Raw genomic sequence first — 26486 nt, 5'->3', positions numbered from 1 at the left:
AGATGCCGGACAAGATCGATCCGCCGCGTCAATTGCCGCTCGATCTAGGCCACGGCACCGGCTATTCGCGCGACGAGCTCGTCGTCTCCAGCACCAACAGCCAGGCGGCGGCGCTTGTCGACCGCTGGCCGGACTGGCCGTCGCCGGTCGTTGTGCTGGCCGGGCCGGCCGGCTCGGGGAAAACCCATCTGGCCTCGATTTGGCGGACCCGCGCCGACGCCGTGAAAGTGGAGGCCGGCCGCATCGGCGAGTGCATCGAAAACCTCGGCCCGCATCCGGCCCTGATCGACGATATCGATGCGGAACCGATCGATGAGCACGGCCTCTTCCATCTGATCAACGCGGTGCGCGGCGCCGGCTCGACCTTGCTGTTGACGGCGCGGCGCTTCCCGTCCGCCTGGGGCGTCAGGCTGCCCGACCTGACGTCGCGGCTGAAGGCGGCGGCGACCGTCGAGATCCACGAACCCGACGATCTTCTGCTGGCCGGCGTCATCACAAAGCTGTTCGCCGACCGCCAGGTCGAGGTCGAGCCGCATGTCGTGCAATATCTGGTGCGCCGCATCGAACGCTCGCTGGCCACCGCCATGCGCGTGGTCGAGCGGCTCGACCGCACCGCGCTCGAGCGCAAGACGCCGATCACCCGCGCCCTGGCAGCCGAGACGGTCAGCGCCATGGACGAAGGGCAGGGCGAGTTCGAGATTTAGAGGATACAAAATGACGTCTGAATTCAGTGCATACGACATCATTGATCCGTTTCTGATGTCGTGGGCAAATCGGCACGGAATACGGGTCGCCACTAAATATCGCGACGACGATGTCCGTTCTATCTGGGTTTACGACAAGAATGGCAATCGTCGTGCTCAGTTGTGGCTCAATTTGCCTGACGTCAACGGCAACGTAACCATTGTGGCGTCGGTGCTGGATCCTAAAAGCGCTACACAATGGGGTGCCAGAGAGGAACGCCACGCGTCTCCCGAAATGCTGCAAGCCGCCCTTGAAGAACTACGGCCAATGGTTTTTGGCTGGGCCGGGGAAGGTGCATATACCTAGTTCTTACCTCGGCCGGTGTCTCATTTCGGGAAACAAACCTGGCATCTGTCTTGCACCTGACAGCTTGCCGGCTAATCCCGGTCCTGATTGCGTATCAAATCAGGTAGTAGGCTCGCCGGGAGATGGGTGGTTGGGGTTCTCTTCCCGGCGAGCTTGCCATATGCGGCGATCCGACCAGTCGCCTTGAAGTGTGATTTTCTCGCCAGCTGATAGCGATATTCTCAACGCTGTCGGTCTTGCCTGGAAATGATATCGGCGACGTATTTTGATCGAGAGCCGTCCCACCCGCAGGCCGTGCATCGGCCGCTTTCGAAATTATGTTCGCAGTTTGGATATCCATAGAGCAGAGATGCGCATTCGGCACATAGACTGGCCATTGCGCTGCTGTCGGAAAAATATGTGCTGCCGCACTCATCGCAGGTCGCGATTGGTCGGTCCGTCATTGCTCTAGCCTCGCTACCGTTTCAGACCGATCGTCTCCCCCAAGCGCCGCTTGTTCCACGCCAAAGCGCCGGCGGTAATCGCCAGGCACGAGGCCGGTTATCCTGGCGAATACCTTGCGGAAGGAGCCGGGATCGTCATAGCCGACCTCCCAGGCGATCTGGTCGATCGCTCGTATCGTGGTTTCCAGCATCTCGCGCGCCTTGCCGACCCGCAGGTGCTGGCAATATTCGGTCGGCTTGAGGCCGGTGGCGTTGCGGAAGCGCCGCAAAAAAGTCCGCTCCTCCAGCCCGGCGTGATCGGCCATGGCGCCAAGCGTCACATCGCGCGCGCCGTTCGCCTGCAGCCAGTGCTGCACCTTGAGAATCGCTTCGTCGCCGTGGGTCAGCCGCGGCGCAAACGGACTGTAAAAACGTTGCTCGCGGCCCGGCGGGTCGACCAGCATGAAACGCGCCGTGTCCATCATGACGGCTGACCCGAGCACCCTGTCCACCAGCTTCAGGCCGAGATCGGTCCAGGCCATGTAGCCGCCCGCGGTGATGATGTCGCCATCGTCGATGACCAGCCTGTCGGCGTCGAGCAGGATGTCGGGAAAGCGTAGCGCCAGCGCGTCGCGATAAGCCCAGTGCGTCGTCGCCGCACGGCCGGACAACAGGCCGGTTTCGGCAAGCACGAAAGCGCCGGCACAGACCGAACCGAGCGTCGCGCCTGCCGTGTGGCGATCCCTGAGCCAGCCGGCATAGGGCGCGGCTGCTTCCCGAGCGATCGGATCTCCCAAGGTCGGCGGGAGGATAACCATGGCTGGTTCATTGTCGGCGCCGGGGTCGCTGTCGAAGGTGCGGACTACGGTGTGGCCCGCGTCCTCCAATTGCCAATGACTGACGCGAAGCCTCGCCGCCTCGGGCGACCGCTCGACAGCCAGCCGGTTTGCCAGCATGAAAAGATCGGTCAGGCCGAGCACGGCTGCTTCCTGCACACCGGGATACAAGACAAGGCCGATTTCGATCAGATCACGCGCCGCCGTCATTTGTCAGTTTTGCCACGTTGAATGTCCGTTTTGCCAATGCTCACCCTGACCGCACTGTTATAATTTGTCCAGCTGAAGGGGGCTAAAAGCTTCCCTGTTACCCCCCGACTTTTTCATCAAGGAGTAGAACGATGAGCACATTCACCACCCATGACGGCACCGAGATTTTCTACAAGGATTGGGGCAAGGGCCAGCCGATCGTGTTCCATCACGGCTGGCCGCTGAGCTCAGACGACTGGGACAACCAGATGCTGTTCTTCCTCGAAAAGGGCTACCGCGTCATCGCACATGACCGCCGCGGCCACGGCCGCTCGTCGCAGACCGCGACCGGCAACGACATGGACACCTACGCCGCCGATGTTGCGGCGCTGGCGGCGCATCTCGATCTCAGGGGTGCGATCCACATCGGCCACTCGACCGGTGGCGGCGAGGTGGCGCGTTACGTCGCGCTCTATGGCGGCGGCGGCCGTGTTGCCAAGGCGGTGCTGATCGGCGCCGTGCCGCCGATTATGGTCAAGACCGACAGCAATCCCGGCGGCTTGCCGATTGAAGTCTTCGACGGTTTTCGTGCCGCCCTGGCCGCTAACCGCGCCCAGTTCTACAGGGACGTGCCGGCCGGCCCGTTCTATGGCTTCAACCGCGAGGGCGCCAAGGTCTCGCAAGGCGCCGTCGACAATTGGTGGCGCCAGGGCATGATGGGCGGAGCCAAGGCCCATTACGACTGCATCAAGGCGTTCTCGGAGACCGATTTCACCGACGACCTCAAGAACATCGAGGTTCCCGTCCTGATCATGCATGGCGACGACGACCAGATCGTACCGATCGCCGATTCCGCGCTGCTTGCGGCCAGGCTGGTGAAGCACGGCACGCTCAAGGTCTACAAGGGCCTTCCGCACGGCATGTGCACCACCCACCCGGAGATCATCAATCCGGATCTGCTGGCCTTCATCCAGGGCTGACGGCTTACATGTCGGACGGGCAGCGCGGGCTCGTGCTGTCCGTCCGTCGCTTAAACATGACCGGCGACGGAGACACGCTTGAGCGTGATCCACTTGCGCTGCCGACGAGATTCGCTTGGTGAATGGTCGGAGTGGAGAGATTCGAACTCCCGACCCTCTGGTCCCAAACCAGATGCGCTACCAGGCTGCGCTACACTCCGAACGGTCTGTTGCCTAGTGATTTCAGCCCGCCAAAGCAAGCGTAAAAAGCCATCGGCCTTGCTGCCGACGGCATTGCGCAGTAATGACGGGCTAGTGCATGGCCAGAGAACAGTAATGTGGTCTCGGGGTCGTGTGCTTGCAACCAGCAATGAGGTGGTCATGTCAGCCCGCATTTTCAGCCCAGCCAAAACCGCGATGCAGTCCGGCAAGGCCAAGACCGGCTATTGGGTGCTGGAATTCGATCCGGAGCAGCGCAAGAAGATCGATCCGCTGATGGGCTACACCACGTCCGGCGACATGCGAAGCCAGATCAGGCTGACCTTCGACACCAGGGAAGAGGCGGTGGCCTATGCCGAGAAGGAAGGGCTCGCTTTTCGCGTCGAGGAGCCGAAGGAAATCAAGCGCCGCCAGATTTCTTATGCGGAGAATTTCCGCTATGACCGCAGGACGCCCTGGACGCATTGACGGCCATGCCGGCCCGTGCCGGCGCCAAGAACAAATCAGCCGGTCGTGCGGCCGGCCAGCGGTCCCGTAGCTCAGCTGGATAGAGCACCGGCCTTCTAAGCCGATGGTCACAGGTTCGAATCCTGTCGGGATCGCCAATATTTTCAATGTCCATTCCGGACAGGTTCACTTGCCAGTCGCACAGGATTTCCAACACATGACAGCGATGGGCGCGGCGGCATTGCTGATCCTTGTCCTGACCTATGCCGGCGTCGCAATCGGCAGGATACCCGGGCTGCGCCTCGACCGGGCAGGGATCGCGCTGCTCGGCGGTGCGGCGATGATCGCCATCGGCGCGCTCGACATGGAGGACGCCTACCGCGCCATCAGCTTCGACACCATCACGCTTCTGCTCGGCATGATGATCGTCGTGGCGCATCTGAAAGTGTCGGGCGCCTTTCGCGCGCTCGGCGGGTTCGCCATCGAGCATGCGCATGCGCCGTTCATGCTGCTGGTGATGGTGACGCTGTTGACCGGCGTCCTGTCGGCGTTCCTGGTCAACGACGCCATCTGCCTGGTCATGGCGCCGATCGTCGTCCATGTCACCCGCGTCATCAACCGCAATCCGGTTCCCTATCTGATCGCCACCGCCACGGCGTCCAATTGCGGCAGCGTCGCCACCATCACCGGCAATCCGCAGAACATGGTCATCGGCGCGCTGTCGGGGATTTCCTATCCGGCCTTCTCGGCGGCGCTGGCGCCGGTCGCGGCGTTCGGCCTCGTCGCCGTCATCGTCATCATCCGCATCGTCTACCGCGCCGAATTTTCGCGCAAGGCCGAGCTCAGCCCCGAAGTCTATCGCGGCCGCATGCTGCCGGGGCAGGTGGTGAAGGCGGTGGTCGTCTGTGTCGGTTTGGCGATCGCCTTCTTCGCCGGCGTTCCAGTCGCCAAGGCAGCGCTGATCGGCGGCGCCATTCTTCTTTTGACCCGCGCCATCAAACCTGAGCGCATCTATCGCGAGATCGATGGGCCGCTGCTGTTCATGTTCGCCGGGCTGTTCATCGTCGTCGCCGGGGCGGAGAAGACGCTGCTGACGCCCGACATCGTCGCCTCGGCAAAGGACCTCGGGCTGAATGATGTCTGGCGGCTGTCCGGCTTCACCGCAGTGCTGTCCAACATCATGAGCAATGTCCCGGCCGTGCTGGCGCTGAAGCCATTCGTGCCCGGACTGGAAAACCCCGAGCGGGCCTGGCTAGTCGTCGCCATGAGCTCGACGCTGGCCGGCAATTTCACGCTGCTTGGCTCGGTCGCCAATCTGATCGTTGCCGAGCACGCGCGGGTCTCCGGCAAACCGCTGGGCTTCATCGCCTTCTTCAAGGTCGGCCTGCCGTTGACGCTGGTCACGCTTCTTGTAGGGACGGCATGGCTGGCGGCCTAAAAGCGCGTCGCATTAGACCGGCCTCATGCGACACGCATTGGGCTGTTGTTTATGCATGTCGTTATCGCAAAACCGCTGCACACTTTTGCGCGACATGCATCAGCCAGTCAGGGCGATGTCACCGTCAGATGGCCTCTCATGTTGGGATGGAAGCGGCAGAAATAATCGACCGATTCCGCCTTCTTCACCGTCAGGCTCGCCGCCTTCTTCGGCGGGATCATCACTTCCCAGGCGCCGTTGACGGTTGCCGTGTGGGCGAACACGTCCTTGTTTACCCACCTGATCGTGTCGCCGACCTTCGCCTCGATCTTTGCCGGCGAAAACACAAGCTTCTCGATCGTCACCTCGATGGTTTCGGCCTTGGCCGGCGCGGCAACCATGGCCAATGCCAGCGCAACCCACAGATGCCGCCTCGACATCATCGGCCCAATCCTCACTTCAGCATGCCGGCGACGTGTTCGGCGTGCTGTTCGTGGCCCTGGAATATTTTCAGGCCGGTTTCCAGCAGGCTTTTCAGCTCGGCATTGCTGGCCGACGGAATCAGCAGTGTTTCGAGCGCGCCATTGACCTGCTTGTGGTAGGCCACCTCGCTGGCGACATAGGCCTTGTCGAACGCGGCGCCCTTGAGCTTGGCAAGCTTGGCACGTTCTTCGGCCGCTGCCTTGGTCAGCGCCTTGCTGGTCGGATTATCCTCAGGCGTGACCTTGAGCTTCTTGACCAGGTCGAGAGCCTGTTTGTTGACCGCCTCGTGATCTCGCACCATGTCCTTGGCGAAATCCACGACCTCCTTGTTCTTCGATTTCTTCAGCGCCTGCTTGGCCGCTTCGACGTCAAGCACGCCCGCTGTGTAGGCGATATGTGCGATCTGCGGATCGGTCGGTTTGTCGGCAGCTTGCGACAAGGGCGCTGCGCTAAGCAGGAAAACTGCGGCCAGTGCCGTGGTCGATCGAATAAACATGATGCTCACCTTCGCCCCGACGCGGAACTGCATCGGGCTTCGTTTTCAGTGATGCTCATTGGATGCAGGTCGCCGCCAAACGTTCCCGCGAAAATCGGCGCGGCCTATCCGGAAAGACCAAGCCGCTGCATCACGGCATTGGTCAGCCGTTCGCAGCGCCGGCCCGCGAAGGGAAAGGCGTCGAGCAGCACCGGGCCGATCTGGTCGTCCAGCGCCTTGCGCACCAGCGCGCGGGCGCGGTGCAGCCGGGTCTTGATGGTTTCTGGTCGCACGCCAAGCAGTTCGGCGGTTTCCTCGATGCTCAATCCCTCGATGACGCGCGCCACGAACACCATCCGGTAGACATCGGGAAGACTGTCGGTTGCCCGTTCGACAAGCTCAAGGATCTGCCGTTGCGCCATCGTCCGCTCCGGATCGTCGCTCGGGTTGAGGGGAAACCGGATGATTTCGGCTTGCGGGTTTTCAGGCATCGCTACCATTCGCCGCCTTTTGCGCAAGCGGCCGAGCGCTTCGTTGATGACGATACGCGATAGCCACGTGGCGAGCGAGGCATCGCCGCGAAAGGCCTCGAGATGGGCAAAGGCGCTGACATAGGCCTCCTGGACGATGTCCTCGGCCTCGCTGTCGTTACGCACGACGCCTCGGGCGATGCGGTAGAGCCTTTGGTTGTGCGTCTTGATGATGGTGCGGAACGCATCGCCATCACGTGCCAGCGCGCGGCCGACAAGCTGCATGTCGCCCGAAGCGGCGGGCGTTGCCGTCAACGCAGCAGGCATAGCCGATCTCCTGATAGGCTTCTCATCGCGACATTGGATGCATCGGCCGACAAAAGGTTCCCGACTGATCCCGCCGGCCAGCCTCAATCCGTGTCAAGGACTGGCAGAGGCTATTCTACCGCCTTCACCACACCGCCGCCTCTATTTTGTAGAGCCGTATCATCGCCCGATCGGTCGCCATGATATCGCTCAGGATCGCAATTTTTCCAGGCTGTTACGCCGATTTTCTGACTCAGTTTGAAAAGGTGCTGGCTCAGGCCCCAGCGGCCGCCGCCAGCCCGCGCGCCAGGTCGGCCTTCAAATCCCCTACATCCTCGAGCCCGATCTGCAGGCGCACCAGCGGCCCGTCATACGGGCCCTTGGCGATGGTGCGGTCGCCAAGGAATACCGGCACGGCAAGGCTCTCATAGCCGCCCCAGGAATAGCCGAGGCCGAAAAACTTCAACGCGTCGAGGAAGGCGTGCTGCTGCTTCTGTCCGCCGCCCGCGAGAACGATCGAGAAGATGCCGCTCGATCCGCAAAAATCGCGCTTCCATATGGCGTGGTCGGGATGACTGGGCAGCCCCGGATGCAGCACCTGCGCTACGCCCGGCTGACCCTCCAGCCAGCCGGCGAGGGAAAGCGCGCTCTTTTGATGATGCTCCAGCCGCACGCCCATCGTGCGCAGGCCGCGCAGCACCTGGTAGACGTCGTCAGGCCCGGCGCAGCAGCCCATCGTGTTGAACGTCTCGAAAAGCTGCTTCCAGCAGTCCGCATTGGCCGACACCGTGCCGAGCAGCACGTCGGAATGGCCGGCCGGGTATTTCGTCGCCGCGTGGATCGAGATGTCGACGCCATGGTCGAGGGGGCGAAAGTAGAGCGGCGTCGCCCAGGTGTTGTCCATCATGACGATGGCGCCGGCGGCATGCGCTGCCTTGGCGATGGCCGGTATGTCCTGCACCTCGAAAGTGTTGGAGGCCGGCGATTCGGTGAACACCACCTTGGTGTTGGGCTTGATCAGCGCCGCGATGCCGGCGCCGATGCGCGGTTCGTAATACTCGACCTCGATGCCCAGCCGCTTCAGCATCGTGTCGGCGAAGTTGCGGGTCGGATGATAAACGGAATCGACGATCAGCAGATGATCGCCGGCCGACAGGAATGCGAGCAGCGGCAGCGTCACCGCCGCCAGGCCGGACGGTACCGCGACCGTGCCTGCCGAACCTTCCAGCCCATCGATCGCGCTGTTCAGCGCATCGGTGGTCGGCGTGCCGCGCGTGCCGTAGGTGTATCTCTGGCTGCGTGAAGCCATCGCCGCCGCATTGGGATAGAGCACGGTCGAGGCATGCACCACCGGCGGATTGACGAAGCCGAAATAGTCATGCGGGTTGTTGCCGGAATGGGCGAGCCGCGTGTTGACGCCCATCTCGCTGTCGTCTTTTGCCATTGCTTTTCGTCCCATGGGTTGGTCGTTAGCCATAGTGCGGCGGCATTGGCCGCGCAACCGCACCGCACCCGCCAGGCCAAGGTCTTGAATATGCCAATTCAGCAACGAGCCGTGGATCCGCGGGAAGGCTGCCAAGTGCGCTTGGCAACTCACGGTCGGACTTTGCCGGCTTTATTGGCGCGCTGACCAATTTGCGAGCGCGTTTGTCTGCAATTTCAGGCATTTCAGGCGGTTGGTTTTCAAAGTCTTTCGGATTTGGTCATTTCCCTTGACCTCACAGGAATAATCGCCTTCGATGTTGTTCGTGAATGGGAGGCAGCGCGTCGGTGACGATGCGGGATTCCGGTAACGGGCCGGGATACTTAGCTGCGTTCACACGGGAAAAAATCAGGTTCGCCTGGAAAAAACAGAAAAGGGTCAGTGGGTCATGAAACACATTGCAATCGGCCTTTTGGGCGCCGCCGCGTTTGGATTCGCGGCTTCGGCCGCATCGGCGAGCACGCTCGACGATGTCAAGGCGAAAGGCTTCATCCAGTGCGGCACCAATACGGGTCTTGCTGGCTTCGCGGCGCCTGACGACAAGGGTGAATGGAAAGGCATCGATGTGGATTTCTGCCGCGCCGTGGCGGCCGCCGTCTTCGGCGATGGCACCAAAGTCAAGTTCACGCCGCTCAGCGCCAAGGAGCGGTTCACCGCGCTGCAGTCGGGCGAGGTCGACATCCTGTCGCGCAACACCACCTGGACCATCAACCGCGATACGGCGCTTGGCCTGAACTTCGTCGGCGTCACCTATTATGACGGTCAGGGCTTCATGATCAACGCCAAGAAGCTTCCGGGCGTGAATTCGGCACTGCAGCTTTCGGGCGCGGCAGTGTGTGTGCAGAGCGGCACCACGACCGAGCTCAACCTTGCCGACTATTTCAAGTCGAACAAGATGGAGTACAACCCCGTCGTTTTCGAAAAGCTGGATGAGGTCAACGCCGCATATGACGCCGGCCGCTGCGACGTCTACACCACCGACCAGTCGGGTCTCTACGGCATTCGCCTGACGCTCAGCTCGCCGGCCGACCACGTCGTGTTGCCCGAGATCATCTCCAAGGAGCCGCTTGGGCCGGCCGTGCGCCAGGGTGACGACCAGTGGTATCACATCGTCAAGTGGACCTATTTCGCGCTGCTCAACGCCGAGGAACTGGGCATCACCCAGGCCAATGTCGACGAGATGAAGAACTCGGACAATCCCGAGATCAAGCGCGTGCTCGGCCAGGAAGCCGACACCAAGATCGGCACCGATCTAGGTGTCTCCAACGACTGGGTCGTCAACATCGTCAAGGCCGTCGGCAATTACGGAGAGATGTTCGAACGCAATGTCGGCTCCGGCAGCCCGCTGAAGATCGCCCGCGGCATCAACGCGCTGTGGACCAAGGGTGGCCTGCAGTACGCTCCGCCGATCCGCTGATCGAAAATGGATCCGGAAGGCAGATCGTCTGCCTTCCGGTCTCTCTTTCCAGGGGACTGTCGAATGGCATCGCAGGAAGTTCTTCGCGAGGAGCCAAGCCGCGGTTCCTTCATCAATGATCCGCGCGTCCGCGGCATATTCTTTCAAGCACTGGTCCTCGTCCTGCTGGTAGCGGGTGTCTGGTGGGTTACCCACAACGTCATCGCCAATTTGACGCGGCTGCACATCGCTTCCGGCTTCGGCTTTCTTAAGGGCCGCGCCGGCTTCGACATCAGCGAAAGCGCCATCGCTTATTCATCGGATTCGACCTATTTCCGTGCCATCCTGGTTGGCTTTATCAACACCGTGATCGTTGCTGTCGTCGGCATCATCACCGCCACCATCATCGGTTTCATCGTCGGCATCGGCCGGCTGTCGCATAACTGGCTGATCAGGAAGATCTGCACCGTTTATGTCGAGGTGTTCCGCAACATCCCGCCGCTGCTGGTCATCTTCTTCTGGTATTCCGGCGTGCTCGCCGTGCTGCCGCCGCCACGCGAGAGCATCAATCTGCCGTTCGGCTCCTTTCTCAACCAGCGCGGCTTCTATTTTCCCCGCGCTATATGGGGCGAGGGCTCCTGGCTGATCCTGGTCGCACTGCTCCTCGGCATCGCCATGGCCTGGTTCGTCGCCCGCAAGGCGCGGCAGCGGCAGATGGCGACGGGACAGCCATTCCCGGTGTTCTGGACATCCATGGCGTTGATCGTCGGCCTGCCGCTGCTGGCCTACGCGCTGAGCGGCTTTCCGCTGAGCTTTGAATTTCCAAAGCAGTCGACCTTCAATCTCGTCGGTGGCTTTCAGGTCAGGCCCGAGTTCCTGTCACTCTATCTGGCGTTGTCCTGCTATACGGCCGCCTTTATCGCCGAGATCGTGCGCGCCGGCATCAGGGGCGTCAGCGCAGGCCAGACCGAGGCGGCCGCGGCACTCGGGCTGCGCTCGGGATCGATCCTCAGGCTTGTCGTCGTGCCGCAGGCGATGCGCATCGTTATTCCGCCGCTGACCAGCCAGTATCTCAACCTGACCAAGAATTCCTCGCTCGCCATCGCCATCGGCTATCCGGACCTGACGGCGACGGCCGGCACGGTCTTGAACCAGACCGGGCAGGCAGTCGAAGGCGTGGTGATCATGATGGCGGTGTACCTGGCGCTCAGCCTGATCACGTCGGCGATCATGAACGTCGTCAATGCCAGGATGGCGCTGGTGGAGAGGTAGGGCCATGCAAGAGCACGATATGTCCTGGGTGCGGACGGAGATGGCGCTGGCGCAGCCGGCGCCGTCGAGCGAGCGCGGCCTCACCGCCTGGGTCCGCAAGAATCTGATCGCATCGACCGGCGACACCATCCTGACCATCATCGGCATCGTGCTGGTTGCCATGATCCTGCCGCAGATCGTCAATTGGGCTTTCATCAACGCCCAGTGGACGGGACCGGACCGCACGGTCTGCGCCACCGTGGCGCAGGGCGGCATCCAGTCGGACGGCTGGACCGGCGCCTGCTGGGCTTTCGTCAACGCCAAGTTCGGCCAGTTCATGTTCGGCCGCTATCCCCTGGAAGAGCGTTGGCGCCCGATCCTGGTGGCCATCCTCTTCGTGGCGCTGCTGGTGCCGCTGCTCATTCCGCGCGTACCGCGCAAGGGGCTGAATGCCATTCTTCTCTTTTTTGCACTGCCGGTCGTCGCCTTCGTTCTGCTGATCGGCGGCATGTTCGGCCTGCCCTATGTCGAAACCCCGCTCTGGGGTGGACTGCTGGTGACGCTCAGCCTGTCCTTCGTCGGCATAGCTGTGTCGCTGCCGGTCGGCATCGTGCTGGCGCTCGGCCGGCGCTCGAACATGCCGATCGTCAAGCTGCTGTGCGTGATCTTCATCGAGACGGTACGCGGCATCCCGCTGATTACGGTGCTGTTCTTTGCCAGCGTGATGCTGCCGCTGTTCCTGCCGGCCGGCGTCAGCTTCGACAAGTTCCTGCGCGCGCTGATCGGCGTGTCGCTGTTTGCCGCCGCCTACATGGCCGAAGTGGTGCGCGGCGGCCTGCAGGCGATCCCCAAAGGCCAGTATGAGGGCGCCGATTCGCTCGGCCTCAGCTACTGGCAGAAGATGGGTCTGGTCGTCATGCCGCAGGCGCTGAAGCTGGTCATTCCCGGCATCGTCAACACCTTCATCGGCATGTTCAAGGACACCAGCCTGGTCATCGTCATCTCGATGTTCGACCTCCTCGGCATCGTCAAGCAGAACTTCTCCGACGCCAATTGGGCGACGCCGCAGACGGCCAGATCCGGCCTGGTCTTCGCGGCCTTCATCTTCTGGCTGTTCTGCTTCGGCATGTCGCGCTATTCAATGTACACGGAACGCCGTCTCGACACCGGCCACAAACGCTAAAAAAGGGGACCTTGTCATGGCCATAGAAAACGCCGTCAGCGCGGAAGAGATCAAGGTCAATGCCGCCAAAATGCATATTTCCACCACCGATGTCGCCATCGACATCATCGCCATGCACAAATGGTACGGCGAATTCCATGTGCTGAAGGACATCAATCTGAAGGTGATGCGCGGCGAGCGCATCGTCATCTGCGGCCCGTCGGGCTCCGGCAAATCGACGATGATCCGCTGCATCAACCGACTGGAGGAACACCAGAAGGGCAAGATCATAGTCGACGGCAAGGAACTGACCAACGATCTGAAGAAGATCGACGAGGTGCGCCGCGAGGTCGGCATGGTGTTCCAGCACTTCAACCTGTTCCCGCATCTGACCATTCTGGAAAATTGCACGCTGGCGCCGATCTGGGTGCGCAAGATGCCGCGGAAACAGGCCGAGGAAATCGCCATGCATTTCCTCACGCGCGTCAAGATCCCGGAACAGGCCAACAAATATCCCGGCCAGCTTTCCGGCGGCCAGCAACAGCGCGTGGCGATCGCCCGCTCGCTGTGCATGAACCCGCGCATCATGCTGTTCGACGAGCCGACTTCGGCTCTCGATCCGGAAATGATCAAGGAAGTGCTGGAGACGATGGTCGGGCTGGCCGAGGAAGGCATGACCATGCTCTGCGTCACCCACGAGATGGGCTTTGCGCGCAAAGTCGCCAACCGGGTGATCTTTATGGATCAGGGTCAGATCGTCGAACAGAACACGCCGGCCGAGTTCTTCGACCACCCGCGCCATGAGCGCACGAAGCTGTTCCTGTCGCAGATCCTGCACTGATCCTGTACGCCGGTTCGGGACAAGACCGGCGGACCGGCCCTCTGCCTTGCTCGGGCCTTACGCGTATTCGACGAGCGGTGATGCTCGGGAGGATCTGCCCTTTGTTCGATGGCGAGCATCGGCAATTATTTTAGCACCCACAATCCTGCGACGATTGCCGCATATCGTGCAGCCTTGCCCAATGCGACAAGCATCACGAATACGCCGAGATGCATGCGGGCCGCGCCTGCCGCGACAGTGAAGGCGTCCCCGACGACCGGCAGCCAGGCGAATAGGAGCAGCCACGCGCCAAAGCGGCGAAAGCTCCGGCTGGCCCGCTGGTATCGTTCACGGGTGATGGGAAACCATCGCCTAGATTGCAGCGTATCGATGCCACGCCCCAGCGTCCAGTTCACCACCGAGCCGAGCGTGTTGCCGATTGTGGCGACCGCAAGCAGTAGCACCGGATCGCCACGGCCGCCGGCGATCAAGCCGGCGAGCACAACTTCCGACGAGACCGGCAAGATGGTTGCGGCTAGGAATGCGCTGGTGAACAGGGCGCCATAGATTGCCAGTGCAGCCACGTCGAGCGACCGGCTAGGCCTGCACGTCGACGACGCCCATCATGCCGAGCTGCTCGTGCTCCAGGATGTGGCAATGATACATCCTCCGCCCGGGGCGATCCTGGCGCAGCAAAAGCCGCATCGTTTCGCCGCGCGCCACGTTGACCGTGTCCTTCCAGGCGAGATAGGCCGGTTTCGAGACCTGCCCACCACGTTCGTGCTCGACCACTTGGAACTGCGTCCCATGAACATGGAACGGATGGTCCATGTCGGCCTTGTTGACGATTTCCCAGAGCTCGACCTGTCCTGTTTTCGACACCACGTCGATGCGGCCCATGTCGAACGCCGCGCCGTTGATCAGGAAGCCCATCTGCATATCCGTCGCGCTCATCGTCGTCGTTTCGGTGAACACGAAACGCCGGCTGACGGCAGGGGTGCCAAGTTGCGCAATTGGTCGAAGCTTTTCCGGCAGCGGAGGAAACGTCTCTGCAGGCGTGTCCAAAACATTGACCGCAAGCAATGTCAGGCCTGCATCGGCGGGGCGGCCTGCGCCCATCCAGCCGCGATCGTAGTCGAGACGGGGCCGCGCTTCTCAAACGAGACGATCAGTTCAAGGCGTTCCGCCGGGCTGAGCAGGACATCCTTGGCTGCCACCGGCGCCTCCAGCAGACCGCCATCGGTGCCGATGATCGTCATGGGTGCGCCGTCGAAGGAGAGCCGCAAAAAGCGCGCGTTAGTCGCGTTGTAGAACCGAAATCGCCGCTTTGTTCCAAACGGGACGGATAGCGCGGGATTTTTTTGTCCATTGACCAGCACGTGATCGCCGACGCGCCCGTTCATCAAATCGACCATGGTGTTGTCCGGCATGGTGCCGTCGGCGGCAAGGCGAAGGTCTGTGAACATCAGCACAGTGTCGCCATACTCGGCCGGGATCGGGTCCGCCTTCGGCTTGACCACGAACGCGCCGGCAAGTCCGCGATAGACCTGCTCGGCCGTCTTGCCGTGCGGATGCGGATGATACCAGTACGACCCCGCGCTTCCTTCGGGCAGTTCGAAGCTGTAGGTGCGCTCCGTGCCCGTCGCAACGGGGTCCATAGGATTGCCATCCTGGTCAGCTGGAACCGGCATGCCATGCCAATGGATGGTGCTCGTCTCTTCAGGAATTCGGTTCGTGAATGCAATCTCGACACGGTCGCCTTCAGTCACCTCGATCAATGGCCCCGGGCTCATACCATTGTATCCAAGGATTGGCGTGTCGAGCCCTTCTGCAAAGCGAACCATGGCGGGTTCAGCCGTGAGGTTTGCTCTGAACAGGCGGGGCGCATTGGCTTCATTGGCTAGCAGCGGCAACTCGCGCAACGCCTGGCCCTCAGGCAGCATGGTCGCGCTTTTTGGTGCCGCGCCCATGTCGTGGCCCGCGTGCCCCATATCCATGCCGGGCATCTCGTCCATCTTCATCTGGGCGATGGCGCGCGGGCTGGCGAGAACCGTGGCAACGCCTGCCGCCAGAAAACAGCGTCGATCCATGTGTTGTCTCCGAGATTAAGGTCACGCGCGTCGGCACGCGGTGTAACTCACGTGGCACGCTCCGTAGCCAGGTTGACACTAGCCTCGGTCACGTCATGCCGCCGTCTTCAGCGCCTTTCAAGCGGGCGACACAGGAGGCGGAGGTCATGCCCTCGATCCCAATCTGAATCGCGGGAGCGGAAACAGGCTCGGCTGGGGTTATGAGCGACAGCGTTCATGGGTTTGCAGCTCCAACTGGGTAACTGCGACACGATAAAGGTTCCCATCACGGGAAGGTCAAGGGGCAAATTTCGAGCGCTGCTTCGGCACCACAGCGATGATTTGAGCTGGCTCAAAAGCCCTTGACCTTCCTGTGATGGGAAGCCCCATGACAACCCCACTAGAGGAGAGCCGCAATGATAAGACTGACAGTTCCGGAAATGAACTGCGGGCAGGCGTCATCAGATCAGTCGGTTACAACGAAAATTGGCCTGCCTGAACAGCGTACGGTCGGCGCGGATCATAAGCGCGCCAGCCGCGTTTGTTGCCATTAGGAGTTGTATAACAAGCCGAGTGGGCGAGTGCGGCGATAGGTCAAGGGTTCATCCTGATGCTCATCCAACCGATCGATTATTTCCTCGTCGTCTGGTTCGCGCTGGCGCTGGCTTCGACGCTTTATGTCGGCTTCGACCAATATCGCAACAATCCCGAGCCGGTGGTGATGAAATGGGGCTTCATCCTGGTCACCCTCTATATGGGTCCGCTCGGCTTGCTGCTTTATGTGCTCGCGGACAAGGAGCCACGGCCGGGCGAGCATGATGTGTTCACCCGGCCGCTCTGGAAGCAGGGCGTCGGCTCCACCATCCACTGCGTCGCCGGCGATGCCACCGGCATCATTCTTGCCGCCGCCGTCACGGCGGCGCTCGGCCTGCCGATGTGGATCGACCTGATCGTCGAATATCTCGCCGGCTTTGCCTTCGGCCTGTTCATCTTCCAGTCGCTGTTCATGAAATCGATGATGGGCGGCACCTATTGGAAAAACGTACGCAAGAGCTTCCTGCCCGAGTTCATCTCCATGAACTTCATGATGGCCGGCATGGCGCCGGTCATGAGCTTCCTGATGATGGGCCGCGACATGCGCGCGATGGAACCGACGGAGCTGTTGTTCTGGGGCGTGATGTCGATCGGCGTCATCGCCGGCTTTGCGCTTGCCTACCCGGCCAATGTCTGGCTGGTCGCCCGGGGGCTGAAGCATGGGCTGATGACACAGCGCGCGCAGGCAGCCGGCATCGATGGTCGAGAGCAGCCTGCAACGAGGCAACATGCGCAGATGCAAATGCAGCAGGCCGACGCCAGTGGCCATCGCGGACAGCGCCACGATATAGCTTCCCACAAAGGCAAAGGCGGCGGCCATCACATGGAGACAGATGCCACAACGCCGCAGGTGGCTGCCCTGGGTGCCGTCTCCCTGCTGGCGCTCGCCATCGGCATGATCGCGCCGGCGAACTGGCTGAACCTGACGCTGTCGGCACGCGACGTCGGCGGGGTGATCATGCCGCGAGGCATGATCATGGATCGCGACACGCCGGCTGATACGATGCGCGACATGGCCGCTACCGATCCACGCCTCGTGGCCGCCTCTTATGGCCTGACGGCAAGGGGCGACCAGGAACTGCCGTTTCGGATAGAGAATGGCATCAAGGTGTTCGAGCTCAGGCCTTCAGTGGTCCGCTGGCAGATCCTGCCGGACGTCGCGGTCGACGCCTATGCCTATAATGGCCAGATTCCCGGCCCGCGAATTCACATTCGCCAGGGCGATCGGGTCAGGATCAACGTCACCAACGGCCTGCCTGAGGAAACGACGGTGCATTGGCATGGCTTGATCCTGCCGAACCAGATGGATGGGCCGGCCGAGATCACCCAGGCGCCGATCGAGCCCGGCCAATCCTATTCATACGAATTCACCGCAACCCAGCACGGAACCTATTTCTACCACCCCCATGCCAAGCCGGACCGGACCCAGGCGCTCGGCCTCTACGGTGCGCTGATCATCGATCCCGCCAATCCCGCCGACGAGGTCGCGGCCGACCATGATTACGTCATCCAGCTTCAGGAATGGCTGGTGCGGGAAGGGCTGACCTACCCGTCGATGCCGATGGACGGCGGCATGCCGAATTTCTTCACCATCAACGGCAAGGCCTATCCCTCGACCGAGACGATCCCGATGAAGGTCGGCGACACGCTCAAGGTGCGGTTCATCGGCACCAACAACGGCTTCATCCATCCGATGCATATCCATGGCGGACCGTTCGAGGTCGTTGCCCGCGACGGCGAGACGGTCCCCGCTTCGGGTCGTTTCCTTGCCGATACGATCAACGTCGGGCCGGGTCAGCGCTACGACGTGATCTGGAAGGCGCAGCGTCCGGGCAAATGGCTGATCCATTGCCACATCCCGCATCACACCACGAACAACAATGTCGAGGAGAAGGGCGGCGGCGGGCTGATGGTCGTGATCGATGTGACATGACCGGCGTCGCCTTGGCGCGTTCCATCCGCTGCACCGGACCGGACACCATGCAGTGGCTGAAACCATATTTTCTCTTAAGCTGATGTGATCTGCCAGACAGCGACGCCGGCAAGGGCGAGACCGGCGGCGCCCTCGATGGCCCGGGAGATGGTTTCGAACAGCCGTGGCTGGCGCGCGAAAAACTGTACAAGCCGTTCCCGAAACACGATCGACAACACGGCGACGCAGGACAGCGTCAGCGCCACGCCGACCATCATGGTGATGGCAAACAGGACGCCCGCTGCCGGAACACCCCTGGACATCGCGAAAGTCATAGCGAAAAGCGTAAGCGGACATGGGATCAGGCCTGCCATGACGCCGACAGCCTCGCCCTCGTGCCTGTGGTGATGGCGGTGGCTCAAAGCGCGCCAGAGCATCCAGACGCCAATGAGGCCGAGCAGCCCGCGACTGATGTGCTCCAGAAGCGGAGCGCGGCCGACGCTGCCCAATGCTATTGAGACCAGTGGCAGCGAGAGAGCCGCAATCAGAACGGCAATCGTCACATGCGTGAACGATAGCGTGATAGATACGAGCAGACCACGCGAGACCTTCGCATCCGAACCGGCAAGATACGTCGCCAGGACGGCCTTGCTGTGCCCCGGCGTCAGCGCATGGGCAGCCCCGAACACGACGCCCATCGGCAGGAAGGCCATGAACGCCAGCCAATTGCCTCCGGCCGCAAGCAGCTTGATCTGTTCGCCGAGCGTCAGATAGATCGTGCGCTGAAATTCGACGAGCGTCTGGAACATCGGACGAGACTAGCAGAAAATCGGCGAGCGTCAGTGCATGTGGCCGTGGTGATGCGTGTGCTCGTGAGGATGGTCGTTCTCTCCACGTTCCGTTGAAAACTGCACATTCGCCTCAGCCAGGGCCGGCATATGCTGGGATAGTTCGTCCTTCAGCGCTGCGGCGATCTTGTTCGCCGCCGACAGCGGCAGGGTTTCGTCCGCGGCAATTGCGATGTCGGCGTGCAATCTATGACCGATCCAGCGCGCCTTGGCATCGACAATGCGCGCGCCCGGAACATGCTCGGCGGCATGTCGGATTTCGTCTATCACACCGGGTTCGATTCCATCCAGCATGCGGGTCAGCACCGAGCGGGCCGATTGCCAGACGATACCGAAGATCGCAATCGTGATCAGCAGGCCGACGATCGGATCGGCCAAGGAAAAGCCGAACCAAACGCCGATGGCTCCGATGACCACGGCAAGGCTGGTAAGTCCATCTGTGCGGGCGTGGTAGCCGTCGGCAATCAGTGCCGCGCTGTTGATTTCGCGACCGACGCGGATACGGAACACGGCAACCGCCTCGTTGCCGAGGAAGCCGACAATGCCCGCCGCAGTCAGCCAGCCCAGGTGTGTCACCACTTGTGGATTGATCAGCCTGTCGATGGCTTGGTAGGCAGCGACTACAGCGCTGAACAGGATGATGAGCACGATGATGATGCCGGCCAGATCCTCGCCCCGGCCCAAGCCATACATGAAGATCCGCGACGGCTTGCGCCGCGCCAGAACGAACGCAATCCATAGCGGGATCGCCGTGGTCGCATCGCCGATGTTATGGATCGTGTCGGCCAGCAATGCCACGCTCCCCGACAACGCAACCACGACCATCTGCAATGCCGCGGTGATGGCCAGGATCACGAACGACCATTTGATTGCCCAGATGCCCCGGTCGGTGGTGGCAATTGTCGCGTCGATGACGCCATGGCTGTGACCGTGCGGACCGTGATCGCCGTGATGATGTGCGGCGTGCGAGCCGAACCCGAGCCAGTCCAGAATGCGGGCTACGATGGCATTCATAGATACTTCGCCAGCTGCTTGAGTTCCGCCAGCGAGTTGCCGCCGGTTTCCACGCTGTCCGTCAGGCAATGCTCGATGTGATCGTTGATCAGCTCGCGCTTGGCGCTGCTGATCGCTTTTTCGACTGCATGAAGCTGCTGCGCCAGGTCAACGCAAGGGCGATGCGCCTCGATCATCGCCAGCACCGCCGCAAGGTGGCCTTGCGCGCGCTTCAGGCGCTTTATGATGGAAGGATGCGAGGCGTGGAGGTGATCTGACATGCTTGAGCATATCCTCCCGGGGAGGATATGCGTCAAGCTCTAAGTCAGCTGTGCAACGTTCGGAGGGGCTTCACCTTGAGCATTGCTTGTTCTATGCCTTTCCCATGAAGAAGCTTGCCCGTTTTCTTGGCCTGCTGGTCGTTGCAGCAGTCCTTGCGGTGGCGCTGGGCACGCTGCTGCCGCGCCCGCTCTGGCCGGCGGCCGTTGCCGATCCGATCGGCACAAGCCACCGTATCCTGGTGCTGCAAAATCCGATCCACACCGACATCGCCATCCCGGTCGACGACGATGTGCGCCGGCGCTTCCATTTCCTGGTCGATGCCGGCATTCCAGCAGACATGGCGGAGGTCCGCTACATCGTCTTCGGCTGGGGCGGCCGCGCCTTCTATCTGGAGACGCCGACCTGGTCGGAGCTGAAGGCGGTGCCGGTGATGAAGGCGCTATCGGTCGATGCCTCGGCAATGCATGTCGACATTTCCGTCGACATCGCCGAGCCGCATCGCGACGTCGCTGCCTTCGACATCGGCGAGGAGCGGTTTACGGCGCTGCTCGATTACATTGCGGCAAGCTTCCGGCAGGGGCCGAACGGGGCCATCCCGATCGAGAGTGCGGCCTATTCCCGCTTCGATCGGTTCTTCGAAGCCAATGGCCATTTCAACGCGCTGGTCGGCTGCAACACCTGGACGGCGGCGGCACTGCGCACGGCCGGGTTGCGCACCGGCTGGTGGAATCCGCTGCCGGCCTCGCTCGGCCTGTCGATGCGGCTTTACAATTGAAGAGGGTTCCGGCTGATCAACGCCGCGATCCTTCGCGCCCCCCTCTGTCCTGCCGGACATCTCCCCCACGAGGGGGGAGATTAGCGGCTTCGACGCCTTGCTAGGTCATGCAACCTTGAAGATTGGCGAAAGCCAATGTGATGGCCAATCTCCCCCCAAGTGGGGGAGATGTCCGGCAGGACAGAGAGAGGCGCTGTCCCGCCAGCCTGTCGTGCGTATCATCGCGCGCCATCGTCCAACGCCCGCCAGCCATAGAGCCAGTCGAGATCGGCGGCGAGTTTTTCGGGCGAGCGCATCGCCAGGAACAGGTTGCGGGCCATCGCCACCGGCCCGGCCGCATGCCAGGCGAGGCGATTGACGGCGCCGCGGCGGGCGACCTGGGCGACGCGCGGCCGCCGCGCCTGTTCCCAGGCGACAAGCGCGCTGCTGAGATCGGCAGGCGAGGTGGCAACGAAACCGGCAAGGGTTACCGCGTCTTCGATCGCCATCGCCGCGCCCTGTGCTGCAAACGGCGTCATCGCGTGCGCCGCATCGCCGGTCAGCGCGATGCCTTCCGGCGTCGTCCACCGCCGCTGCTCGACAATGTGGATCGGCCATGCCGTCCACGGCGCGGCCTCGTTCGCCAAGCGGACCAGCGCCGGCGCGGCGCCACGCATGGCGCTGGCGAGGATGGCGGGGTCGGCATGCCCTGACCAGCCCTCGGCGATGCGCTCGCCCTTGGTGAAGGCCGCGAGGTTGAAGGCAGTGCCACGGCTGACCGGATAGGCGACCATATGGAAGCCTGGATAGAGGAATGCGGTAACGCAATCGGGCGCACCGATCACCCTGAAGGCTTGTCCGGCGGGGCTGTCGGCGGCCACCGTGGCGCGCCAGGCAAGCTCGCCCGAAAACCGGCTTCTCCGGAAATCGGCTGCGTTGCGGGCAAGCGTTTCTCGCACCGACGACCAGACGCCATCGGCGCCGATCAGCAGACAGCCAGCCTCGACCGTGTCGCCATCAGCCGATGCAGTGACGGTAACACCTTTCGATCCGGCTGCGATGTCGGTCACCCGCGCGCCGGCGATCAGATCGATACCGGGCTGCTCCGAAACTCGCTGCATCAGCGCTGACTGCAGATCCGCGCGGTGGGCAACGAGATAGGGCGCTCCCCAGCGCGTTTCGGCCGCCTGGCCAAGCGGTACGCGCGCCAGCTTGCGCAGCGTGGCGGCATCCTTGAGCACGACCGCCTCCGGCCGCACCGCCGTCGGCAACAGCCGATCGAGTACGCCGAGCTGCCGTAGGATGCGCGTCGCGTTGGGCGAAAGCTGGATACCGGCGCCGGCAGCCTCGAGGTGCTGCGCCTGTTCGAACAGTTTTATCCGATAGCCGCGCTCGGCGAAGGCCAGTGCCGCGGTCAGCCCGGCGACGCCCGCCCCGGCGATGACCACCTGCCGGGACTGCGTTTCCTGCATCAGGCTTGTCGCGGAAGAATCAGGCGGCCTGGTCGAGATAGAGGCAGCCCGGCGGCTGCGTTTCCAACGCCTTCAGCTTCGGCGAATAGCGATAGAGCGTCGAGCAATAGGGGCAGACCTTTTCATTGTCGTCGCCCATATCGAGAAATACATGGGGGTGGTCGAAAGGCGGATTGGCGCCGGTGCACATGAATTCCTTGACGCCGATGTCGATTGCCGGATAGCCCGCATCGTTCTGGAAATGGGGAATGGAACCGCCTGCCATCGTCGTCTCCTGATCTTGTCGATTGCATCTGGATCATAACCCGTCTCTTTGCAAGATCGATGAAATGAAACTGTCGCAAAAGCCTGTCAGAGGATAAGTTAAGCCGGTTAAGGCTATGGTCGTCGAACGGTGTGGGAAGAGCGGAAACCATGAACGAACTGAAGCCGGTGCAGAACGAATTCATCACCGTCGAGGCGGCGAGCCGCGAAGGCGGCAATCCCGACCGCTTCGTCAACCGCGAGTTTTCCTGGCTGCAATTCAACCGGCGCGTGCTCGAAGAGTCGCTGAACGCCAATCATCCGCTGCTCGAGCGTGTTCGCTTCCTGTCGATATCGGCCGCCAACCTCGACGAGTTCTTCATGGTCCGCGTTGCGGGTCTTGCCGGCCAGGTGCGCGAGGGCATCGTGCTGAAGAGCCCGGACGGGCGCACGCCCGAGCAGCAGCTCGAACAATTGCTGCGCGAGGTCGAGCGCCTGCAGGAGGACCAGCAGAAAAGCCTTTCGGCGCTGATGCTGCTCCTCGACAAGGAAGGCATTGAAAGCATCACTCGCGAGGCGCTGAGCAAGGACGAGAAGGCCTGGCTGGAGGACCATTTCCAGGAGCAGGTATTTCCGGTGCTGACACCGTTGTCGATCGATCCGGCGCATCCGTTCCCGTTCATTCCCAATCTCGGTTTCTCGATGGCGCTGCAATTGCGCCATCGCAAGAACGGCGAGGAAATGAGCGCGCTTCTGCGCTTGCCGGTGGCGCTGAGGCGCTTCATCCGTTTGCCGGATCGCAAGCGCCATGTCCGCTTCATCCCGCTCGAGGAGGCGGTCGGTCTTTATATCGGCAAGCTGTTCCCAGGCTATGAGGTCAAGGGCTCCGGCACGTTCCGCATCATCCGCGATAGCGATATCGAGGTCGAGGAAGAATCAGAGGATCTGGTGCGACTGTTCGAGACGGCGCTGAAGCGCCGCCGCCGCGGTTCGGTCATCCGTATCGAATTCGACATGCTGATGCCGCCCGAACTGCGCGACTTCGTCGCCGGCGAGCTTGGCGTTTCGGCGAGCCGCATCAGCGTGCTCACCGGTCCGCTGGCGCTCAGCCAGATCTCGGAGATCGTCGCCGTCGCCCGCGACGATCTGAAATTCACCCCCTACAATCCGCGCTTTCCCGAGCGCATCCGCGAGCATGGCGGCGATTGCTTTGCCGCCATCCGCGAGAAGGACATCATCGTCCACCACCCCTACGAATCCTTCGACGTCGTGGTGCAGTTCCTGCGCCAGGCGATGGCCGATCCGGAAGTGGTGGCGATCAAGCAGACGCTCTATCGCACCTCCAACGACAGCCCGATCGTGCGCGCTTTGGTCGACGCCGCCGAGGCCGGCAAGTCGGTGACCGCGCTGGTCGAGCTCAAGGCGCGTTTCGACGAAGAAGCCAACATCCGCTGGGCGCGCGACCTCGAGCGAGCCGGCGTCCAGGTCGTCTTCGGCTTCCTCGAACTGAAGACCCATTCGAAAATGTCGCTGGTGGTGCGGCGCGAGGATGGCAGGCTGCGCAATTACGTGCATCTCGGCACCGGCAACTACCACCCGGTCACCGCGCGCATCTACACCGACCTGTCCTTCTTCACCACCGCCCCGACGATCGCGCGCGATGTCGCCCAGCTGTTCAACTTCATCACCGGCTATGCCGAGCCGGCCGAGCAGATGCGGCTGGCCATATCGCCGTTCACGCTGCGCGACCGCATCCTCAAGCACATTTCGGACGAGATCAGTCACGCGCTGGAGGGCAGGCCCGCCCGCATCTGGATGAAGATGAATGCGCTGGTCGACCCGATCGTCATTGACGCGCTCTATGATGCCAGCCGCGCCGGCGTCGAGATCGATCTCGTCGTGCGCGGCATCTGCTGCCTGAGGCCGCAGGTGCCCGGCCTGTCGGAGAACATAAGGGTGAAATCGATCGTCGGCCGCTTCCTCGAGCACAGCCGCATCTACTGCTTCGGCAACGGCCACGGCCTGCCCTCGGACGGGGCGATCGTCTACATCTCCTCGGCCGATCTGATGCCGCGCAATCTCGACCGCCGTGTCGAGACCATGGTGCCGATCACCAATCCAACTGTGCACGAACAGGTGCTCGGCCAGATCATGCTCGGCAACATCATGGACAACCAGCAAAGTTTCGACGTATTGGCTGACGGAACCTCCCGGCGCGTTGTGCTGGAGGAGGGCGAGGAACCGTTCAACGCGCAGGAATATTTCATGACCAATCCGAGCCTGTCCGGACGGGGCGATGCGTTGAAGTCGCATGCGCCCAAGCGCATCGCGCAGTTCAAGCGCCGCAAGAAACAGAACGCAGCGACGGGCTGATGATTTCAGCATCCCAGGGCCGGCTCCAGGACCGCCGACCGCTGTCCATCATCGATATCGGGTCGAACTCGATCCGTCTTGTCATCTATGAGGGGCTGGCGCGCTCGCCGACCTTGCTGTTCAACGAAAAGATGCTGGCCGGCCTCGGCCGCGGCATCGTTTCGACCGGAAAACTCGATCCCGAGGCGGTGACGCGCTCGATGGAGGAGTTCCGCCGCTTCCGCGCGCTCTCCGACCAGGCCGGCGCCGAGCGCATGTATGTGCTGGCGACCGCCGCCGCTCGCGAGGCCGTCAACGGCCCCGACTTCATCCACCGCGCCGAGGATGTGCTCAAGACCGAGATCCAGGTGCTGAGCGGCCGCGAGGAAGCCCATTATTCGGCGCTCGGCGTCATCTCCGGTTTCCACCCAGCCAACGGCATTGCCGGCGACCTTGGCGGCGGCAGCCTCGAACTGATCGACATTGACGGTGAGACGATCGGTGACGGCATCACGCTGCCGTTGGGCGGCTTGCGCCTGCAGGACATGGCGAAGAACTCGCTGACGCAGGCGGCAAGGATCACGCGCGAGCAACTGGCGCGGGCGAAATTGCTGAAGGGCGGGCAGGGCAGGGCGTTCTACACGGTCGGCGGCACCTGGCGAAACCTCGCCCGGCTGCACATGGAAATGACCAACTACCCGCTCGGCGTCATGCACCATTACGAGATCGGCATCGAAAGCGCCGCGAACTTCCTCCGGCAGGTCGCCAAAGCCGAGATCGACAAGATCAAAGGCATCGAGGGCATCTCCAAGAACCGCCGTTCGCTGCTGCCCTATGGCGCCATCGTGCTGCAGGAGATCATGGCGGCGATGCAGCCGTCGAAGATCATCGTGTCGGCGCTGGGCGTGCGCGAGGGCTTTCTCTATTCGCTGCTCGACAAGGCCGAGCAGAAGGCCGATCCGCTGATCTCAGCGGCGGAAGAGCTTGCCCGCCTGCGCTCGCGCTCGGTCGACCACGCGCATGAGCTTGTCGAGTGGACCGGCAAGGCCTTCGCCGCCTTCGGCATCGACGAGACCAGGGATGAGGCGCGCTACCGCCACGCCGCCTGCCTGCTCGCCGATATCGGCTGGCGTGCCCATCCCGAATATCGCGGCAAGCAATCGCTCAACATCATCGCCCACGCCTCGTTCATCGGCGTCGATCATCCCGGCCGCGCCTTCCTGGCGCTTGTCAGCCTGTTTCGCCACGAGGGCGTGTTCAATGAAGCCGCTCCGGAAATCCGCGGGCTGGCGACACCGCGCTATCTCGAACGGGCCCGCGTGCTGGCCGCGCTGCTGCGCGTCGTCTATTTGCTGAGCGCGGCAATGCCCGCCGTCATGCCGCGACTGAAATGGGAAAACCGCGGCAATGGCGTGCTGGCGCTGGTGCTGCCGGCAGCGCTGGCCGATCTTTACGGCGAGCGGCCCGCCGGCCGGCTGGCACAACTGGCAAGGGTCACCAACCGTCGGCTGGTGCTGGCGGTCGAGGGCGGGCCAAGCGTTTCTGTGAAATAGGCGCCTGCGTCGTCGCACGTGACAGTTTA

The 26486-nt window shown here is 62.4% G+C and carries 26 protein-coding genes and 2 tRNA genes; 14 read left to right on the top strand and 14 right to left on the bottom strand.

Annotated elements, in window-relative coordinates; all coding sequences use genetic code 11:
• Nucleotides 1–2 precede the first annotated feature (2 nt).
• Complete coding sequence (gene hdaA, locus NKI67_RS16425) at nucleotides 3–704, top strand: DnaA regulatory inactivator HdaA (RefSeq protein WP_352646027.1); 702 nt, start codon at nucleotides 3–5, stop codon at nucleotides 702–704.
• A 10-nt stretch (nucleotides 705–714) separates the two neighbouring features.
• The gene (locus NKI67_RS16420; protein ID WP_352594419.1) at nucleotides 715–1050 is read left to right on the top strand and encodes a hypothetical protein; all 336 of its coding nucleotides are present in this window, start codon (nucleotides 715–717) and stop codon (nucleotides 1048–1050) included.
• A gap of 439 nt (nucleotides 1051–1489) precedes the next feature.
• Here NKI67_RS16420 and NKI67_RS16415 read toward each other — a convergent pair whose 3' ends face one another.
• A complete protein-coding gene (locus NKI67_RS16415) occupies nucleotides 1490–2518 on the bottom strand; it encodes a GlxA family transcriptional regulator (RefSeq protein WP_352569724.1) in 1029 nt (342 codons plus the stop codon).
• Nucleotides 2519–2649: 131 nt separating this feature from the next.
• On the opposite strand from NKI67_RS16415, the gene NKI67_RS16410 reads away from it, so the two are divergent.
• Nucleotides 2650–3477, top strand: a complete 828-nt coding sequence (locus NKI67_RS16410) for an alpha/beta fold hydrolase (protein ID WP_352569725.1) — start codon at nucleotides 2650–2652, stop codon at nucleotides 3475–3477.
• A 123-nt stretch (nucleotides 3478–3600) separates the two neighbouring features.
• Here NKI67_RS16410 and NKI67_RS16405 read toward each other — a convergent pair.
• Nucleotides 3601–3677 (bottom strand) — tRNA-Pro (locus tag NKI67_RS16405).
• A gap of 160 nt (nucleotides 3678–3837) precedes the next feature.
• Here NKI67_RS16405 and NKI67_RS16400 point away from each other — a divergent pair.
• From NKI67_RS16400 to NKI67_RS16390, 3 genes are all read left to right on the top strand, one after another.
• Nucleotides 3838–4143 (top strand): ETC complex I subunit, encoded by a 306-nt coding sequence (locus NKI67_RS16400; RefSeq protein WP_023677641.1) that lies wholly within the window; start codon nucleotides 3838–3840, stop codon nucleotides 4141–4143.
• 60 nt (nucleotides 4144–4203) lie between these two features.
• Nucleotides 4204–4280 (top strand) — tRNA-Arg (locus NKI67_RS16395).
• Nucleotides 4281–4339: 59 nt separating this feature from the next.
• On the top strand, nucleotides 4340–5560 hold the full coding sequence (locus NKI67_RS16390; protein ID WP_352569726.1) for an anion transporter: 1221 nt from the start codon (nucleotides 4340–4342) through the stop codon (nucleotides 5558–5560).
• A gap of 107 nt (nucleotides 5561–5667) precedes the next feature.
• On the opposite strand, the gene NKI67_RS16385 is transcribed toward NKI67_RS16390, so the two are convergent.
• From NKI67_RS16385 to NKI67_RS16370, 4 genes are all read right to left on the bottom strand, one after another.
• A complete protein-coding gene (locus NKI67_RS16385) occupies nucleotides 5668–5979 on the bottom strand; it encodes a cupredoxin domain-containing protein (RefSeq protein ID WP_352569824.1) in 312 nt (103 codons plus the stop codon).
• Nucleotides 5980–5993: 14 nt separating this feature from the next.
• On the bottom strand, nucleotides 5994–6518 hold the full coding sequence (locus tag NKI67_RS16380; protein ID WP_023677638.1) for a DUF4142 domain-containing protein: 525 nt from the start codon (nucleotides 6516–6518) through the stop codon (nucleotides 5994–5996).
• A 104-nt stretch (nucleotides 6519–6622) separates the two neighbouring features.
• Complete coding sequence (locus NKI67_RS16375; protein WP_023677637.1) at nucleotides 6623–7294, bottom strand: RNA polymerase sigma factor; 672 nt, start codon at nucleotides 7292–7294, stop codon at nucleotides 6623–6625.
• A 253-nt stretch (nucleotides 7295–7547) separates the two neighbouring features.
• Nucleotides 7548–8717, bottom strand: a complete 1170-nt coding sequence (locus NKI67_RS16370) for a cystathionine beta-lyase (protein ID WP_352645988.1) — start codon at nucleotides 8715–8717, stop codon at nucleotides 7548–7550.
• 427 nt (nucleotides 8718–9144) lie between these two features.
• Here NKI67_RS16370 and NKI67_RS16365 point away from each other — a divergent pair, with 427 nt between their 5' ends.
• The 4 genes from NKI67_RS16365 (at nucleotide 9145) to NKI67_RS16350 (ending at nucleotide 13406) form a co-directional block, all read left to right on the top strand.
• Entirely contained in the window at nucleotides 9145–10173 is a 1029-nt protein-coding gene (locus NKI67_RS16365; protein ID WP_023677635.1) for an amino acid ABC transporter substrate-binding protein, read from the top strand.
• 63 nt (nucleotides 10174–10236) lie between these two features.
• Nucleotides 10237–11424 carry an amino acid ABC transporter permease gene (locus NKI67_RS16360; RefSeq protein ID WP_023677634.1) on the top strand — a complete coding sequence of 396 codons (1188 nt, stop codon included), beginning with the start codon at nucleotides 10237–10239 and terminating at the stop codon, nucleotides 11422–11424.
• 4 nt (nucleotides 11425–11428) lie between these two features.
• Nucleotides 11429–12586, top strand: a complete 1158-nt coding sequence (locus NKI67_RS16355) for an amino acid ABC transporter permease (RefSeq protein WP_352569728.1) — start codon at nucleotides 11429–11431, stop codon at nucleotides 12584–12586.
• Between the two features lie 70 nt (nucleotides 12587–12656).
• Nucleotides 12657–13406 carry an amino acid ABC transporter ATP-binding protein gene (locus NKI67_RS16350; protein ID WP_031194215.1) on the top strand — a complete coding sequence of 250 codons (750 nt, stop codon included), beginning with the start codon at nucleotides 12657–12659 and terminating at the stop codon, nucleotides 13404–13406.
• A gap of 125 nt (nucleotides 13407–13531) precedes the next feature.
• Here NKI67_RS16350 and NKI67_RS16345 read toward each other — a convergent pair whose 3' ends face one another.
• The 3 genes from NKI67_RS16345 to NKI67_RS16335 form a co-directional block, all read right to left on the bottom strand.
• Entirely contained in the window at nucleotides 13532–13969 is a 438-nt protein-coding gene (locus NKI67_RS16345; protein ID WP_352452781.1) for a YqaA family protein, read from the bottom strand.
• A gap of 13 nt (nucleotides 13970–13982) precedes the next feature.
• A complete protein-coding gene (locus NKI67_RS16340) occupies nucleotides 13983–14339 on the bottom strand; it encodes a multicopper oxidase domain-containing protein (protein ID WP_352645986.1) in 357 nt (118 codons plus the stop codon).
• Nucleotides 14340–14470: 131 nt separating this feature from the next.
• Nucleotides 14471–15406 (bottom strand): multicopper oxidase family protein, encoded by a 936-nt coding sequence (locus tag NKI67_RS16335; protein ID WP_352645984.1) that lies wholly within the window; start codon nucleotides 15404–15406, stop codon nucleotides 14471–14473.
• Nucleotides 15407–16064: 658 nt separating this feature from the next.
• On the opposite strand from NKI67_RS16335, the gene NKI67_RS16330 reads away from it, so the two are divergent.
• Entirely contained in the window at nucleotides 16065–17981 is a 1917-nt protein-coding gene (locus tag NKI67_RS16330) for a multicopper oxidase domain-containing protein (protein WP_352452779.1), read from the top strand.
• 74 nt (nucleotides 17982–18055) lie between these two features.
• Here the strand turns inward: NKI67_RS16330 and NKI67_RS16325 are convergent, their stop codons facing one another.
• The 3 genes from NKI67_RS16325 to NKI67_RS16315 are packed head-to-tail and all read right to left on the bottom strand — an operon-like array spanning nucleotide 18056 to nucleotide 20082.
• Nucleotides 18056–18769, bottom strand: coding sequence for a HoxN/HupN/NixA family nickel/cobalt transporter (locus tag NKI67_RS16325; RefSeq protein WP_352645982.1), 714 nt, complete (start codon nucleotides 18767–18769; stop codon nucleotides 18056–18058).
• Nucleotides 18770–18799: 30 nt separating this feature from the next.
• Nucleotides 18800–19822, bottom strand: coding sequence for a cation diffusion facilitator family transporter (locus tag NKI67_RS16320; protein ID WP_502904522.1), 1023 nt, complete (start codon nucleotides 19820–19822; stop codon nucleotides 18800–18802).
• Nucleotides 19819–20082, bottom strand: a complete 264-nt coding sequence (locus NKI67_RS16315; protein WP_352452777.1) for a metal-sensing transcriptional repressor — start codon at nucleotides 20080–20082, stop codon at nucleotides 19819–19821. The genes NKI67_RS16320 and NKI67_RS16315 overlap by 4 nt, the downstream gene beginning before the upstream one ends.
• 104 nt (nucleotides 20083–20186) lie before the next feature.
• Between NKI67_RS16315 and NKI67_RS16310 the strand changes: the two genes are divergently transcribed.
• On the top strand, nucleotides 20187–20858 hold the full coding sequence (locus NKI67_RS16310; protein WP_352645980.1) for a TIGR02117 family protein: 672 nt from the start codon (nucleotides 20187–20189) through the stop codon (nucleotides 20856–20858).
• 218 nt (nucleotides 20859–21076) lie between these two features.
• Here the strand turns inward: NKI67_RS16310 and NKI67_RS16305 are convergent, their stop codons facing one another.
• Together NKI67_RS16305 and NKI67_RS16300 are read right to left on the bottom strand one after the other, a co-directional pair.
• Nucleotides 21077–22309 (bottom strand): FAD-dependent monooxygenase, encoded by a 1233-nt coding sequence (locus NKI67_RS16305; protein ID WP_352645978.1) that lies wholly within the window; start codon nucleotides 22307–22309, stop codon nucleotides 21077–21079.
• 19 nt (nucleotides 22310–22328) lie between these two features.
• Nucleotides 22329–22574, bottom strand: a complete 246-nt coding sequence (locus tag NKI67_RS16300) for a zinc-finger domain-containing protein (RefSeq protein ID WP_023677627.1) — start codon at nucleotides 22572–22574, stop codon at nucleotides 22329–22331.
• A gap of 149 nt (nucleotides 22575–22723) precedes the next feature.
• Here NKI67_RS16300 and NKI67_RS16295 point away from each other — a divergent pair, with 149 nt between their 5' ends.
• Together NKI67_RS16295 and ppx are read left to right on the top strand one after the other, a co-directional pair.
• Nucleotides 22724–24925 carry an RNA degradosome polyphosphate kinase gene (locus NKI67_RS16295; RefSeq protein ID WP_352645976.1) on the top strand — a complete coding sequence of 734 codons (2202 nt, stop codon included), beginning with the start codon at nucleotides 22724–22726 and terminating at the stop codon, nucleotides 24923–24925.
• Entirely contained in the window at nucleotides 24925–26457 is a 1533-nt protein-coding gene (gene ppx, locus NKI67_RS16290; protein WP_352645974.1) for an exopolyphosphatase, read from the top strand. Before NKI67_RS16295 ends, ppx begins: the two co-directional genes overlap by 1 nt.
• Nucleotides 26458–26486 lie beyond the last annotated feature (29 nt).

It is taken from the genome of Mesorhizobium sp. M0408 (genome assembly GCF_040321495.1).
Classification (GTDB): domain Bacteria; phylum Pseudomonadota; class Alphaproteobacteria; order Rhizobiales; family Rhizobiaceae; genus Mesorhizobium.
The sequence above is the reverse complement of the archived record's forward strand: the minus strand, read 5'-3'. Positions and strand labels throughout refer to the sequence as shown.

Coding starts and splice junctions, on each gene's coding strand:
- NKI67_RS16380 (WP_023677638.1), bottom strand. CDS start 6,518: ATGTTTATTCGATCGACCACGGCACTGGCCGCAGTTTTCCTGCTTAGC.
- NKI67_RS16360 (WP_023677634.1), top strand. CDS start 10,237: ATGGCATCGCAGGAAGTTCTTCGCGAGGAGCCAAGCCGCGGTTCCTTC.
- NKI67_RS16310 (WP_352645980.1), top strand. CDS start 20,187: ATGAAGAAGCTTGCCCGTTTTCTTGGCCTGCTGGTCGTTGCAGCAGTC.
- NKI67_RS16410 (WP_352569725.1), top strand. CDS start 2,650: ATGAGCACATTCACCACCCATGACGGCACCGAGATTTTCTACAAGGAT.
- NKI67_RS16400 (WP_023677641.1), top strand. CDS start 3,838: ATGTCAGCCCGCATTTTCAGCCCAGCCAAAACCGCGATGCAGTCCGGC.
- NKI67_RS16315 (WP_352452777.1), bottom strand. CDS start 20,082: ATGTCAGATCACCTCCACGCCTCGCATCCTTCCATCATAAAGCGCCTG.
- ppx (WP_352645974.1), top strand. CDS start 24,925: ATGATTTCAGCATCCCAGGGCCGGCTCCAGGACCGCCGACCGCTGTCC.
- NKI67_RS16340 (WP_352645986.1), bottom strand. CDS start 14,339: ATGAGCGCGACGGATATGCAGATGGGCTTCCTGATCAACGGCGCGGCG.
- NKI67_RS16390 (WP_352569726.1), top strand. CDS start 4,340: ATGACAGCGATGGGCGCGGCGGCATTGCTGATCCTTGTCCTGACCTAT.
- NKI67_RS16355 (WP_352569728.1), top strand. CDS start 11,429: ATGCAAGAGCACGATATGTCCTGGGTGCGGACGGAGATGGCGCTGGCG.
- hdaA (WP_352646027.1), top strand. CDS start 3: ATGCCGGACAAGATCGATCCGCCGCGTCAATTGCCGCTCGATCTAGGC.
- NKI67_RS16330 (WP_352452779.1), top strand. CDS start 16,065: ATGCTCATCCAACCGATCGATTATTTCCTCGTCGTCTGGTTCGCGCTG.
- NKI67_RS16420 (WP_352594419.1), top strand. CDS start 715: ATGACGTCTGAATTCAGTGCATACGACATCATTGATCCGTTTCTGATG.
- NKI67_RS16335 (WP_352645984.1), bottom strand. CDS start 15,406: ATGAAGATGGACGAGATGCCCGGCATGGATATGGGGCACGCGGGCCAC.
- NKI67_RS16325 (WP_352645982.1), bottom strand. CDS start 18,769: ATGTTCCAGACGCTCGTCGAATTTCAGCGCACGATCTATCTGACGCTC.
- NKI67_RS16365 (WP_023677635.1), top strand. CDS start 9,145: ATGAAACACATTGCAATCGGCCTTTTGGGCGCCGCCGCGTTTGGATTC.
- NKI67_RS16295 (WP_352645976.1), top strand. CDS start 22,724: ATGAACGAACTGAAGCCGGTGCAGAACGAATTCATCACCGTCGAGGCG.
- NKI67_RS16370 (WP_352645988.1), bottom strand. CDS start 8,717: ATGGCAAAAGACGACAGCGAGATGGGCGTCAACACGCGGCTCGCCCAT.
- NKI67_RS16300 (WP_023677627.1), bottom strand. CDS start 22,574: ATGGCAGGCGGTTCCATTCCCCATTTCCAGAACGATGCGGGCTATCCG.
- NKI67_RS16415 (WP_352569724.1), bottom strand. CDS start 2,518: ATGACGGCGGCGCGTGATCTGATCGAAATCGGCCTTGTCTTGTATCCC.
- NKI67_RS16320 (WP_502904522.1), bottom strand. CDS start 19,822: ATGAATGCCATCGTAGCCCGCATTCTGGACTGGCTCGGGTTCGGCTCG.
- NKI67_RS16350 (WP_031194215.1), top strand. CDS start 12,657: ATGCATATTTCCACCACCGATGTCGCCATCGACATCATCGCCATGCAC.
- NKI67_RS16375 (WP_023677637.1), bottom strand. CDS start 7,294: ATGCCTGCTGCGTTGACGGCAACGCCCGCCGCTTCGGGCGACATGCAG.
- NKI67_RS16385 (WP_352569824.1), bottom strand. CDS start 5,979: ATGTCGAGGCGGCATCTGTGGGTTGCGCTGGCATTGGCCATGGTTGCC.
- NKI67_RS16305 (WP_352645978.1), bottom strand. CDS start 22,309: ATGCAGGAAACGCAGTCCCGGCAGGTGGTCATCGCCGGGGCGGGCGTC.